This window comes from Frankia torreyi, assembly GCF_000948395.1.
GTDB lineage: Bacteria > Actinomycetota > Actinomycetes > Frankiales > Frankiaceae > Frankia > Frankia torreyi.
Window position 1 is genome coordinate 40,185 of sequence record NZ_JYFN01000014.1, and the last position, 12,758, is coordinate 52,942.

Genomic DNA, 12,758 nt, shown 5'->3' on the forward strand with positions numbered 1-12,758 from the left:
ACGCGCGGCAGGATGGTGACATGAGCGGAACCAGCACCGCGGGGCCGAGCGCCCCCTCCGACCCGACGGAGAGCCGCGCGCACGTCCGGGGCGCCGAGCTCGCCTACACCGACGCCGGCACGGGTCCCCTCGCCGTCTACGCCCACGGCGTCACCCAGAGCCGCGCGTCGGAGGCGGCGTCGGGCCTGTTCGACTGGTCACCCGTCGTCGCCGCGGGCCGGCGCCTGGTGCGCTACGACGCCCGGGGCCACGGGCAGTCCACCGGCGACCCGGTTCCGGCGCAGTACACCTGGCCGCAGCTCGCCGAGGACCTGCTCGCGCTGCTCGACCAGCTTGCCGGGCCGTCGCCGGTGGCCGGGATCGGTTCGTCGATGGGCACCGGCACGCTGCTGCACGCCGCCGTGGCCGCGCCGGGCCGCTTCGACCGGCTCGTGCTGACCGCACCGCCGACCGCATGGGCGACACGGGCGGCCCAGGCCGACCTCTACCGGCGGGGCGCCGACCTCGTGGAGACGCGCGGCCCGGCACTGTTCGCCGAGCTCGCCGCCAGCGCGCCCGTACCGCCGGTCTTCGCCGACCTGCCCAACTACCCACCGGCACCCGACGTCAGCGAGAAGCTCTTCCCGTCGGTTCTGCGCGGCGCCGCCGACTCCGACCTTCCCTCCGAGCAGGCCCTGGCCACCATCGACATTCCCGTCCTGATCCTGCCCTGGGCCGGCGACCCGGGGCATCCCGTCTCCACCGCCGAGCGGCTCGCCGCCCTCATCGACGGAGCCCAGCTCCAGGTCGCCGAGACCGGCGCGCAGCTCGCGAGCTGGGGCGCCCTGGCCGCGGACTTCCTCGGCCCGGGCGGAGGCGCGGGCGGCGCCTGATCATCGCCCCAGTCCCTCTCCAGCAGCCAGATCCTGCTGCCGGCCGCGGAGTTGCTGGAGGTTGATGGCCACCGGGCCGCGCACACCCCTTGTCGTCACCGCCGCCTGTCGTCCCGCCCACCAGTCCGACGTCCGCATCCCGATTCCCGATTCCCGATTCCCGGCCAGATGGCGGCCAGATCGTGCCGAGGTTTCGGTACGGTTTTTCGCCCGAAAACCGTGCACAGCCCTCGGCACGATTCTGTAGTCAGAGGACGACGAAAAGTGAACGGCTTTCGACGGCGGCAGGCGGCAGCGGACCTGCCCGTCTACCGCCCCGGGACGCTCTCTGCGGCGCGCAGCAGGTGCTCGGCATGGCGCAGGACCGGCGCGTCGACCATCCGGCCCTCGAAGGCGAACACGCCGACGCCCGCCTCATGCGCCGCCGCCAGTACGCGGCGCGCCCAGGCCACCTCGTCCGCCGACGGCGCGAACGCCGCCCGGACCACCGGGACCTGCGTCGGGTGGATGCAGGCCTTGAGACCAAAGCCGCTGGCCGCGGCGTCCCGCGCCTCGGCGGCCATCCCGTCCAGGTCGGCGATGTCCAGGTAGACGGCGTCGATCGCCTGGCGGCCGTGGGCGCCGGCGGCGAGCAGGACGGCCGCGCGGGCGTACCGGGCGACGTCGCGGTAGCGCCCGTCGTCGAACCGGCTCGACCGGCCGCCCAGCCCGGCGACGAGGTCCTCCGCGCCCCACATCAGGCCGACGACGTTCGCCGCCGCGGCCAGCTCTGGCGCCGCGAGCACCCCGCGGGCCGTCTCGCACAGCGCGATGACCGTGAAGCCGGCGAGCTGCTCGACCTGCGCCGCCGACTCCGCCTTCGCCAGCATGACCAGGCGCACGCCCGTTCCGTCCAGCGCCGCGAGGTCCGCGGCGAAGTCCGGGGTGCCGACCGGGCTGACCCGCACGACGGTGCGGGCCGGGTCGAGGCCGGGCAGGGCCGCCACCAGCGCCTCCCGGGCCGCGGGCCGCGCCGGGGGTGCCACGCCGTCCTCCAGGTCGAGGATGACGAGGTCCGCGGCGTCCGCCGCCCGGGCGAAGCGGTCCGGGCGGTCGGCGGGACAGAACAGCAGGGTCGTGCCCGCGAGCCCAGCCGTGTCCGCGAGCCCAGCCGTGCCCGCGAGCCCAGCCGTGCCCGTGGCCTCAGCCGACATCCGAGCGCACCCCGTCCCGCTCGGCCGCGCCCGAGTCCGTTGCCGCCGGGCGCAGGAGCATCAGCGCCGAGCGGGTCGCCGTGGCGACCACGACGCCCTCCTGGTTGCGCGCGGTGTGCTCGAACTCGACGACGCCCGTGTCCGGCCGGCTGCTCGACAGGCGCCGGCTGCGCACGACCGTCTCCGCGTAGAGGGTGTCCCCCACGAACACCGGCGCGGGGAAGCGCACCGCGCCGAAGCCGAGGTTCGCCACCGTCGTGCCCTGCGTCAGTTGTGCCACCGACAACCCCACCAGGGTCGACAACGTGAACAGGCTGTTGACCAGCCGCTGCCCGAACGGCTGCGTCGCGCTCCAGGCCTCGTCGAGGTGCAGGGCCTGCATGTTCATCGTCAGGGTCGTGAAGAGGGTGTTGTCGGCCTCGCCCACCGTGCGGCCCGGGCGGTGCCGGTACACGACCCCCTCGGCCAGCTCGTCGTAGTACAGCCCGCGCTGCTCGATGACGGGCCGGCCGTCCACGAGCCGACCCTCCACCGCGGCCGCCATCAGCAGGCACCCGTCGTGGCGAGCGGCCGGCCGACGTGCGGCCTGCCGGCCCGGAAGACCGAAGCGCGCATGAAAACTCTCCTCTGGCCCAGGGCGAGCGCTCGCGGCTTCACCTCGTCGACAACGACGACGGCCGGGCGCCCTGCCCACCGGAGCGCCGCACCCTCCCGGCCGGCGCCCGAATTCCCCGTGGAAGACGGATCGCCGGCGAGCTGACCGAACGCCCGTTCACCTGCCCGTCAGGGCGAATCCTAGCCGCCTGGCCTGGTCAGCGGGGCGCCATGCGGATCGCGCCGTCGAGGCGGATCACCTCGCCGTTGAGCATCGGGTTGGCCACGATGTGCTCGACCAGGGCCGCGTACTCGTCCGGGTTGCCCAGCCGGCTCGGATGCGGAACCTGCCGCCCCAGCGACTCCCGGGCCTGCTCGGACAGCCCGCCGAGCATCGGTGTCTCGAACAGGCCCGGCGCGATGGTGACCACCCGGATCGCCCGGTCGGCGAGGTCCCGAGCGATGGGCAGCGTCATGGCGGCGACGCCACCCTTGGACGCCGAGTAGGCGGCCTGCCCGATCTGCCCCTCGAACGCGGCGACGGAGGCGGTGTTGACGATGACGCCGCGGTCGCCGTCGACCGGCTCGACCGTGGCGATCCGCTCGGCGGCGAGCCGGATGACGTTGAACGTCCCGATGAGGTTGACGTGGATCACCTTCGCGAAGGCCTCGAGCGGGAACACGCCGCCCCGCCCCAGCACCCGGATCGCGTTGCCGGTGCCGGCGCAGTTGACCACGACCCGCAGCGGGCCGAGGGCGACGGCGGCGTCGAGGGCGGCACCGACCTCCTCGGGCTGGGTGACGTCCGCCGCGACGAACCGGGCGTCGTCACCGAGCTCCTTGGCCACGGCGTCCCCGGCCGAGCTGGGCAGGTCGAGCAGCACGACCCTCGCCCCGGCCGCCAGCAGGCGCCGCGCCGTGGCGAGGCCGAGTCCGGACGCGCCGCCGGTCACCAGAGCGATGCTGCCTGAGATGTCCATCAGTTACCTCCAGAGGGGACTGTCGCCTTCAGGCGACAGGGGAATCCGGTACGGACCGCGATGGTTATACCGGTCGCGCTGGTATAACCAGTTGTATGGGGCGGCAGGTGACGACAGGCGCGGGCGGGGTCTACGACCTCGGCTACCACGTCGTCTGGTGCCCCAAATACCGCCGGCCCGTCCTGACCGGCCCGGTCCGCGACCGGCTTGACATCCTGCTGCGCGAGAAGTGCGCCGAGCATGACTGGACGGTTGTCGCGCTGGAGATCGAGCCCGACCATGTACACCTGTTCGTGAAAGCTCATCCGAAGCACTCCCCGTCGTACATCGCCAACCAGCTCAAGGGCTTCACGTCCCACGCGCTACGCGACGAGTTTGCGCACCTACGCTCCCGGCTGCCGACGCTCTGGTCCCGGTCGTACTTCGTCGCCACCGTCGGCGCGGTGTCGGCCGAGACGGTGCGGCGGTACATCGACACGCAGGACGAGCGGCCGTGGCGCAAGGGCGTGGCCCGGTGAGACGGACGTACAAGTTCCTGCTGCGCCCGAGCGGGCGGCAGGTCGCCTCGTTGAACGCGATGCTCGGCGACCACCGTGCGCTGTACAACGCCGCGCTCCAAGAACGGCGCGACGCCTACCGGCACCCGTCCCGAACAACAGTCCGCTACGGCGACCAGTCGGCCCAGTTGAAGGACATTCGGGCGTACGACACGGACCATGCCCGATGGTCGTTCTCCTCGCAGCAGGCCACGCTGCGCCGGCTGAACCTCGCGTTCGCCGCGTTCTTCCGCCGAGTCAAGGCGGGCGAGACGCCCGGCTACCCGCGTTTCCAAGGCGCCGGACACTTCGACACGGTCACATGGCCCGTCGACGGCGACGGCTGCCGCTGGGACTCGCAGCCCGAGCACCCGAGCCAGACGTTCATCCGCCTCCAGGGCATCGGACACGTCAAGGTCCACCAGCACCGGCCCGTACTCGGCACGGTCAAGACCCTGTCCGTCACACGCGAGGGTAACCGCTGGTACCTCGCGCTGTCCTGCGACGACGTGCCCGCCGTCCCGCTCGAACCGACCGGTGCTGTCGTCGGCATCGACATGGGTGTCGCGTCGCTGGCGACCACGGCCGACGGCCGGCATTTCGGCAACCCGCGCTTCCTCCAGCGGTCCGCTGACCGACTCGCCGCCGCGCAGCGAGACCTGTCCCGGAAGAAACGCGGCTCGAGGCGGCGCCGCAAGGCCGTGGCCCGTGTTGCCCGCCAGCACCGGGCGGTCGCCCGGCAGCGGGCCGACCTCGCGCATAAGACCGCGCTCGAACTCGTCCGCGATCACGACCTGATCGCCGTCGAGAAGCTGAACATCAAGGGCATGGTCCGCCGGGCGCAGCCCAAGCCCGACCCTGACCGGCCGGGCCAGTTCCTGCCCAACGGGCAGGCCGCCAAGTCCGGACTGAACAAGTCGATCCACGACGCCGGGTGGGGGGTGTTCCTCGACGTGCTGCGCGCCAAGGCTGAAAGCGCCGGACGGACGGTTGTCGAGGTGAACGCCCGTCACACCTCCCAGCGATGTGCCGAGTGTGGGCACGTCGCGAAGGAGAACCGGCCGACGCAGGCCACGTTCCTGTGCGTGCAGTGCGGCCACTCCGCGCACGCCGGCGAGAACGCGGCGGTCAACATCCTCAGGGCAGGGCTTGCCCTTCAGGTAGCGACAGCTTCCTGAGAAGCTGACCCCTTCAGGCGTCAGAGGAGTCACGCCTCGATCTCCTTCGCAGGTCGGGTCAGTTCGTGGGTAGGCGGTCGGTTCGGGCCGCGGTCGGCTTGCGGAATCGCGGTCGGCCTGCAGGGTCGCGGTCGGTTCGCGGGGTCGCGGTCGGTTCGCGGGGTCGCGGTCAGAAGGCGGCGTAGCCGCCGTCGAGCAGGATGCTGTCGCCGGTGTGGAAGACGGACGCGGGCGAGGCCAGGTAGACGGCGATGCCGGCGAAGTCCTCCGGGCGGCCCCAGCGGCGCACGGGCATGCGCGGCAGCACCCGCTCGGTGAACCGTTCGTCGTGCAGCCCCTGGTGGGTCATGGGCGAGTCCGTCCAGCCGGGCAGGATGGCGTTCGCCCGGATGTCGTGGCGTGCCAGCTCCACCGCGGCCGCCCGGATCATCGCGGTCAGCCCGGCCTTGCTGGCGCCGTAGGAGTAGGCGCGGGCCTGCCCCTGCAGGACCGCGAGGCTGGACGTGGCGACGAGGCTCCCCCCGTTGCCGAAGCGCACCATCGCCCGGGCCGCCTCCCGCAGGGTCACGAACGCCCCGTCGAGGTCGACCCGTGTCACCTCGCGGAACTCGGCGAGCGACGTCTCCAGCAGCGGGTGGAACTGGGACGCGACACCGGCGTTGACGAAGCAGGAGTCGAGCCGGCCGAAGGTCGCGGCGACCTCGGCCATCGTCGCGACCACCTGGTCCTCGTCGCCGACGTCGCAGCGATGGCCGGTGGCCAGCCCGCCCGCCGCGCCGATGCGCTCGACGGCGGCGGCGTTCTTGGCCGCGTTGGTCCCCCAGACGCAGACGTGGGCGCCGGCCGCGGCGAGCCCGCCCGCGATGCCCAGGCCGATCCCGCCGTTGCCGCCGGTCACCACGCTGACGTGGCCAGTCAGGTCGAACGGGCTTCGCCCGGCGGGCGCGTCCGCCGCCACGGCACCGCCCGACGACCGCCGGCCCGACTCCCGCACGATGCTCATCGCCGAGCCCTCGCTCATCGCCGATCCCTCCTGTGCCGGAACCGCTTCCGAGCGCGGTGCCGACCCGACCGTAGGATCACCACGGCATTTTAGTCAACCATCGCGTCGGTCAAATAAACTCTTGACTGCGAGCCCCGCGATGGGGGACGGTCGGCTCAGTCCCGACGTGACCCGCGCCACGGCTCAAAAATCCCCCGCGAACCGCCTCACCGGCGGGCGGCTCCCCCTGACCACCGCGGCCCGCGGCCCGCGGACCAGCCACGTACCCTCGCCGCGCCCACGGGCCGCGGACAGTCCCGACGGAGGTCGAGATGGACGAAAGCGCCAAGGGCAGAACCCTGGTGGAGGACGACCTCACGGTCTCCCCCGATGTGCTCGCCGCACTGGCCCGGGCCGTCGGCAGCCCCGCGGGGACGGCGACGGCCACCCTCGTGCCCTACTTCGGCGCGGCGGTCGGCGGCGAGTCGACCGCGGTCGACGGCCTCGACCTCGACCTGTCCCGCGCGCTGCTCGCCGGCATCGACTACGACTGGCGCCGGCCCTTCGCCCCCGGCGAGCGGGTGCACGTGCGGGTCACCGTGGAGGACGTCTTCCGCAAGGGCGCCAACCAGTTCGGCCTGCTCGCCGCCGAGTTCACCGACGCGGCCGGCGACCTCGTGCAGCGCCAGACCGTCACCTTCATCGAGCGTGGGAGCAGCAAGTGACCCAGGATGACAGCGCGACTCTCACCCCCGGCGAGAATGTGCCCCCCGGCGAGAACGTGACCCTCGGCGAGAACGTGACCCTCGGCGAGCGCACGCGCGGCCCCGTGACCCGCGTGCAGATCGCCCGCTACGCCGGCGCGGTGGGCGACTTCAATCCCGTCCACGTCGACGACGAGTTCGCCCGCGCCTCCGGCCTGCCGTCGGTGATCGCGCACGGCCCGCTCACCGTGACGCTGGCGCTGGACGCCGTGGTCGAGCAGCTCGGCCCCCAGGCCCTGCGGTCCGCGAAAGCCCGGCTGTCCGCGCCGGTCTTCCCCGGCGACGAGCTGACGGTGGTGCCCACCGCCGACGGCGTCGAGGTGCGCAAGGCCGACGGCACGGTGGCGGCGACGGTCCGCCTGGAGACGGTGAACCCAGAGACGGTGAACCCAGAGACGGTGAACCCAGAGACAGGGCAGCCGGCGACGGCGCCCGAGGCCGCGGGGACGCGCTGATGGGGCACGAGTACATCATCCTGGACGACGAGCCCCGCGGCGTGCGGGTGCTCACGCTGAACCGGCCGGACCGGATGAACTCCTGGAACGCGGCGATGCGCCAGGAGCTGCGCGACGCCGTCGAGGACACCGCGCTCGATCCGGGGGTGCGCGTCCTGATCATCACCGGCGCGGGTGGGCGCGCGTTCTCCGCCGGCGAGGACGTCGGCGGCATGGGCGACCTCACGGCGCTCGGCACCCGCGGGTTCCGCGCGCACGCCCGGCGCATCCACGACGTCTTCGACACGATCGAGGCGATGGAGATCCCGGTGATCGCCGCCGTCGACGGGGTGGCCGCGGGCGGTGGGTTCGAGCTGGCACTGTCCTGCGACTTCCGGGTGGCCGGCGACAACGCCCGGTTCGTCATGCCGGAGGCGAAGGTCGGCCTCATCCCCGGGTCCGGGGGCTGTTCGCGGCTCGTCACCTACGTGGGCCGGGGCCGGGCCAAGGAGCTGGTCATGCTCGGCGGCACCCTGCGTCCCGCCGCCGCGTTGCAGCTCGGCCTGGTCACCGAGGTCGTCCCGGCCGGCACGGCGCTTGACGCCGCCCGGGCCATGGCCGACCGGCTCGCCGCGATGGCGCCGCTCGCCCTCGGCATGGCCAAGCTCGTGCTCAACACCTGTGCGGACGTCGACGGTGAGACCGGCCGCCGGCTGGAACGGCTCGGCCAGAGCGTGCTCAAGACCACCGAGGACCACCGCGAGGGCGCCGCCGCGTTCATCGAGAAGCGGACCGCGCAATGGCAGGGGCGTTAGGCCAGGCCGTCGACCAGCGGTTCTGGAACCGGGCGACGCAGACCGCCGATCGGGAACGGCTCGACGCGCTGCACCTCGCCCGGATCCGCCACCTGGTCGGCTGGGCCTACGACCACTCCCCGCTGCACCGGCGGATCTACGACGCGGCGGGGGTGAAGCCCGCCGACATCCGCACCTGGGACGACTACCATCACCGGCTGCCGTTCACCGACAAGCCCGACTACGTCCGCGACCAGGAGAGTTCGGAGTCGGGGTTCGGCGGTCTGGCGCTCGGCCCGGAGCACTGGCAGCAGTACTTCCACACGACGGGCACCACCGGCCGGTTCCTGCACGAGGCGTTCAGCCAGTTCGAGATGCACAAGGCGGGCACCCAGCTCTGCTACGGCCTGTGGAGCCAGGGCGCCCGGCCGCGCGACTCGATCTACTTCTGCTTCGACTTCGGCATGTGGGTCGGACTGTGGACGTACTACTGGGGGGCGCGCAACCTCGGCCTGACCATCGTCTCCGGCGGCGGTGCCACCGGGGAGCAGCGGGTCCGCCACATCCTCGAACGCCGCCCCGCCATCGTCTGCGGCACCCCCACCTACCTGCTACACCTGGCCGAGATCGCCGAGCGGGCGGGGCTGGACCTGCGCCGCGCCGGGGTGCGCATCCTGGCCGGCGGCGGCGAGGCGGGGCTGTCGGTGCCGCGCATCCGTGAACGGCTCGCCGAGGCCTGGGGCGCCGAGCGGATCCACGACGCCTACGGCATCGGGGAGGCGCTGTTCATCGGCCAGTCGTGCGACGTGTGGGCCGGCGGGGTACACGCGATCGAGGACGTCTGCCACTCGTACTCGGTGGACCCCGCCTCGGGCGAGCCGGTCACCGACGCCGGTGAGGTCGGCGAGCACGTCATCACCAGCTACACCCATCTTGTGCAGCCGTTCATCAAGTACCGGACGCACGACCTCGTCCGCATCGACGCCCGTCCCGACCACGGCTGCGGGTGGACGTGGAAGCACTTCCCCGGGGTCGTGCTCGGCCGGTCCGACTTCATGATCACAATCCGCGGGGTCAACGTGTACCCGACCGCGGTGGAGAACCTGATCAGCGAGGTCCCGGGGCTGACGCACCACTACGAGCTGCACCTGTCCCGCCGCGACGGCATGGACCGGATGCTGGTCCGGGCCGAGGCCGCGACGGGGGTCGGCGCGCTGGCCGACCTGGCCACGCGGCTGTCGGCCCACCTGCGCGACCACCTCGGGGTCCGGCTGGAGACCGAGGTCGTCCACGCCGGGACGCTGCCGCGCTACGAGCTGAAGACCAGACGGATCTTCGACGCCCGCGAGCCGGGCGCACGAGCCGCCACCACCCGGGAAGGGCGCTGAACTATGGCCGGCGTGGCACAGGGCGGCGTGGCACAGGGAACGCGGACTCGCACGGATCTCGACCCACTCCCGCCACCGGGACCAGGCACGGGGCCGGGGCCGGGGTTGGGGTCGGGGTTGGGGTCGGGGTTGGGGTCGGGCCTGGGCGCCGACGTCGAGCGGCAGCGCGCCCGCCTGCTCGCGGTACACGCCGACCTGGCCCGGGAGCGGGAGGCAGCCCTGTCGCCGGCGATCGAGCGGGCGCTGGAGACGGCCCAGATGTACCTGTTCCTCGCGCTGGGCTACGTCGGTCACACCGACGCCCTGTTTCCCGACGAGCTTCAGGCCCCCCACGAGCCACAGGCCCCCGGTGAGCTGTCGGCCCCTCAGTCCGCCTCCCCATCGACCGATGCGACCGAAGGCGGGGGAATCCCCTCATGACATCCGCAGACCACAACAACGGCGTGCACGACGACCTCAGCGTGCACGACGACCTCAGCGTGCACGACGACCTCAGCGTCTACGTGTTACCGGGGCGGGCGAGCGATCCCGCCCGGGCCCTGCGGGAGGCGCGCGACGCCGAGCGGGCCGGCTTCGGCGCGGTCTACGTCAGCGAGCGGCTCGACCTCAAGGAGGCCGGGGTGGTCTGCGGGGCGCTCGCCGCGACGACCGACCGCTGCCGCGTCGGGACCGCAGTGATCCATCAGGGCACCCGGCATCCCCTCACCATCGCCGCGCTGGCGGCGACCGCGCACACGCTGAGCGGCGGCCGGTTCGTCCTCGGGCTCGGCCGAGGGCTGGGGGCGCTGGCGCCGTCGCTCGGCGTCCCGCCGCCGACGCTGCGCGGGCTGGAGCACCTGGTGGGCGTGCTGCGGCGGCTGTGGACAGGCGAGGCGATCCGGGAGGAGGGCACGGCGGGGTCGTTCCGCGGGATGCGCTTCTCCGACCTGCCCCCGGACGGCGCGCCGCCGGTCGTCCTCGGCACCATCGGCCCACGCGGGCTCGACCTCGCCGGGCGGGCGTTCGACGGGGTCATCCTGCACCCGTTCCTCACGGTCGACGCGGTGGCCGCCTCGGTGGCGGCGGTGCGCGGCGCCGCGGAGCGGGCCGGACGCGACCCCGCGTCGGTCCGGGTCATCACCACCTTCGTCGCCGCGCCCGACCTGCCGCCCGACCGGGCTGACCTCGCGGTGCGGGCGCGGGCGGTCAGCTACTTCCAGGTCCGCGGCCTCGGGGAGCTGCTGGTCGAACGCAACGGTTGGGATCCGGCGGTGCTCGACCGGCTGCGCGCCCATCCCACCCTGACCGGACGCGGCATCGCGGACACCGCCGTCACCCGCGACCGGCTGGTCGACTCCGCCGAGCTGATCCCCGCGGAATGGTTCGACACCGGCGCGGCGATCGGGTCCAGTGCCGCGTGCGCGCGGCGGGCGGCGGCCTACCGCGCGGCCGGCGCCGACGAGGTGCTGGTGCACGGCGCCTCCCCCGCCGAGGCCGCCGCCATGGCCGCCGCCTGGGGTGCCCTGCGCTCCCGTCCGGACGCCGCACCCGCCTTCGCCGCCGCGGGCGGCGCAGCCGCCGGCTGACCAGCCCTCCGCAAGGAACCACCAGCCCGCCACAGGCAACCACTCCCGGGACGAGCAACCAGGCCCGCGACAAGCAACCAGGCCCCGCCGAGCACAGCCAGGAGTCGCCGTCATGCAACGCACGCTTTTCGAGGCCGAACACGAGGAGTTCCGCGAGCTCGTGCGGACCTTCGTCACCAAGGAATGCCAGCCGCATCACGAGGAGTGGGAGCGGGCCGGCGTCGTCGACCGCTCCGCCTGGCGTCGGGCCGGTGAGATGGGCCTGCTCGGGCTCACGGTGCCCGAGCAGTACGGCGGCGCCGGGCTGAGCGACCCCCGCTTCGACGTGATCGTCACCGAGGAGCTGGCGTTCGGCGGCATCACCGGACTCGGACTGTCGCTGCACAACGAGCTGCTCGCCCCCTACCTGGTGGGCCTGACCACCGACGCGCAGAAGGCGCGCTGGCTGCCCGGCTACTGCTCCGGCGAGACCGTCACCGCCATCGCGATGAGCGAGCCCGGCGCCGGCAGCGACCTGCGCGGCATCCGCACGACCGCCATCCGCGATGGCGACCACTTCGTCGTCAACGGCGCCAAGACCTTCATCAGCAACGGCCTGCTCGCCGACCTCGTGGTCGTGGCGGTCAAGACCGACCCGGGGGCCGGGCGGGGCTCGCTCAGCCTGCTCGCGGTGGAGCGCGCCACCCCCGGCTTCGAGCGGGGACGCAAGCTCGACAAGGTCGGCCTGCGCGCGCAGGACACCGCCGAGCTGTTCTTCAACGACGCCCGGGTGCCGGCGGCCAACCTGCTCGGCGAGGAGCACCGCGGGCTGCACTACCTGATGCGCAACCTGGCGGCCGAGCGGCTGTCCATCGCCGTCGGCAGCGTCGCCAGCGCCCGCCGGGCCCAGGAGCTGACCAGGCAGTACGTCCGCAGCCGCACGGCGTTCGGCACCACGATCGGCAGCTTCCAGAACACCCGGTTCGTCCTGGCGGCCCTGCATGCCCGCACGCTCGCCGTCCAGGCCCTCGTGGACGGCTGCGTCCAGGCCAGGATCGCCGGCACGCTCACCCCGCAGGACGCCGCCGCGGCCAAGCTGCTCGCCACGGAGCTGGAGTTCGACGCGGTCGACGCCGGGGTCCAGCTCCACGGCGGCTACGGCTGGATGGAGGAGTACCCGATCGCCCGGATGTACCGCGACGTGCGCATCACCCGGATCTTCGGCGGCAGCAGCGAGATCATGAAGGAGGTCGTCGGCCGCGCGCTGCGACTCGACGACCCCACCGCCCCCTGAACGACCAGCCTGCTCCCGCCCGCCAGCCCGACCCGCCCGCCAGCCCGACCCGGCTGCCCGACCGGCCCGGCTGCCCGACCGGCCCGGCTGCCCGACCGGCCAGGCCCCTTGGCCGCCTACCCGAAGACCTCCGTATCCGATTTATCCCTCCGACAAGCAATGCCGATTTCATTCGACTCATGAGTTGACAATAATGGTGGACCTT

Annotated in this window: 14 protein-coding genes; 10 read left to right on the top strand and 4 right to left on the bottom strand. The window is 73.1% G+C overall.

All coding sequences use genetic code 11. From position 1 onward, the window contains the following. Positions 1–20 precede the first annotated feature (20 nt). The gene (locus tag FF36_RS11080) at positions 21–872 is read left to right on the top strand and encodes an alpha/beta fold hydrolase (RefSeq protein WP_044884948.1); all 852 of its coding nucleotides are present in this window, start codon (positions 21–23) and stop codon (positions 870–872) included. Between the two features lie 308 nt (positions 873–1,180). On the opposite strand, the gene FF36_RS11085 is transcribed toward FF36_RS11080, so the two are convergent. The 3 genes from FF36_RS11085 to FF36_RS11095 form a co-directional block, all read right to left on the bottom strand. Further along, positions 1,181–2,065 carry an HpcH/HpaI aldolase/citrate lyase family protein gene (locus tag FF36_RS11085; RefSeq protein WP_242422432.1) on the bottom strand — a complete coding sequence of 295 codons (885 nt, stop codon included), beginning with the start codon at positions 2,063–2,065 and terminating at the stop codon, positions 1,181–1,183. Beyond that, positions 2,055–2,609 (bottom strand): MaoC family dehydratase, encoded by a 555-nt coding sequence (locus tag FF36_RS11090; RefSeq protein WP_044884949.1) that lies wholly within the window; start codon positions 2,607–2,609, stop codon positions 2,055–2,057. The genes FF36_RS11085 and FF36_RS11090 overlap by 11 nt, the downstream gene beginning before the upstream one ends. A 268-nt stretch (positions 2,610–2,877) precedes the next feature. After that, positions 2,878–3,639, bottom strand: coding sequence for a 3-hydroxyacyl-CoA dehydrogenase (locus tag FF36_RS11095; RefSeq protein WP_044884950.1), 762 nt, complete (start codon positions 3,637–3,639; stop codon positions 2,878–2,880). 95 nt (positions 3,640–3,734) lie between these two features. On the opposite strand from FF36_RS11095, the gene tnpA reads away from it, so the two are divergent. After that, on the top strand, positions 3,735–4,157 hold the full coding sequence (tnpA, locus tag FF36_RS11100; protein WP_044884951.1) for an IS200/IS605 family transposase: 423 nt from the start codon (positions 3,735–3,737) through the stop codon (positions 4,155–4,157). Then, positions 4,154–5,353 carry an RNA-guided endonuclease InsQ/TnpB family protein gene (locus FF36_RS11105; protein ID WP_044884952.1) on the top strand — a complete coding sequence of 400 codons (1,200 nt, stop codon included), beginning with the start codon at positions 4,154–4,156 and terminating at the stop codon, positions 5,351–5,353. Before tnpA ends, FF36_RS11105 begins: the two co-directional genes overlap by 4 nt. Positions 5,354–5,522: 169 nt before the next feature. Here FF36_RS11105 and FF36_RS11110 read toward each other — a convergent pair whose 3' ends face one another. Then, on the bottom strand, positions 5,523–6,374 hold the full coding sequence (locus FF36_RS11110) for an SDR family NAD(P)-dependent oxidoreductase (protein ID WP_110431434.1): 852 nt from the start codon (positions 6,372–6,374) through the stop codon (positions 5,523–5,525). A gap of 293 nt (positions 6,375–6,667) precedes the next feature. Between FF36_RS11110 and FF36_RS11115 the strand changes: the two genes are divergently transcribed. From FF36_RS11115 to FF36_RS11145, 7 genes are all read left to right on the top strand, one after another. Continuing rightward, on the top strand, positions 6,668–7,060 hold the full coding sequence (locus FF36_RS11115; RefSeq protein WP_044884953.1) for an FAS1-like dehydratase domain-containing protein: 393 nt from the start codon (positions 6,668–6,670) through the stop codon (positions 7,058–7,060). Beyond that, entirely contained in the window at positions 7,057–7,554 is a 498-nt protein-coding gene (locus FF36_RS11120) for a MaoC family dehydratase (RefSeq protein WP_052681048.1), read from the top strand. Before FF36_RS11115 ends, FF36_RS11120 begins: the two co-directional genes overlap by 4 nt. Continuing rightward, positions 7,554–8,348 (top strand): enoyl-CoA hydratase/isomerase family protein, encoded by a 795-nt coding sequence (locus FF36_RS11125; protein ID WP_044884954.1) that lies wholly within the window; start codon positions 7,554–7,556, stop codon positions 8,346–8,348. Before FF36_RS11120 ends, FF36_RS11125 begins: the two co-directional genes overlap by 1 nt. Continuing rightward, entirely contained in the window at positions 8,333–9,715 is a 1,383-nt protein-coding gene (locus FF36_RS11130) for a phenylacetate--CoA ligase family protein (protein ID WP_044884955.1), read from the top strand. The genes FF36_RS11125 and FF36_RS11130 overlap by 16 nt, the downstream gene beginning before the upstream one ends. A gap of 129 nt (positions 9,716–9,844) precedes the next feature. After that, the gene (locus FF36_RS11135; protein WP_044884956.1) at positions 9,845–10,135 is read left to right on the top strand and encodes a hypothetical protein; all 291 of its coding nucleotides are present in this window, start codon (positions 9,845–9,847) and stop codon (positions 10,133–10,135) included. Continuing rightward, positions 10,132–11,280, top strand: a complete 1,149-nt coding sequence (locus tag FF36_RS11140; RefSeq protein WP_052681049.1) for a TIGR03857 family LLM class F420-dependent oxidoreductase — start codon at positions 10,132–10,134, stop codon at positions 11,278–11,280. The genes FF36_RS11135 and FF36_RS11140 overlap by 4 nt, the downstream gene beginning before the upstream one ends. Positions 11,281–11,392: 112 nt before the next feature. Beyond that, positions 11,393–12,553: an acyl-CoA dehydrogenase family protein gene (locus FF36_RS11145; protein WP_044884957.1), complete on the top strand. Its 1,161-nt coding sequence runs from the start codon at positions 11,393–11,395 to the stop codon at positions 12,551–12,553. Positions 12,554–12,758: the final 205 nt, after the last annotated feature.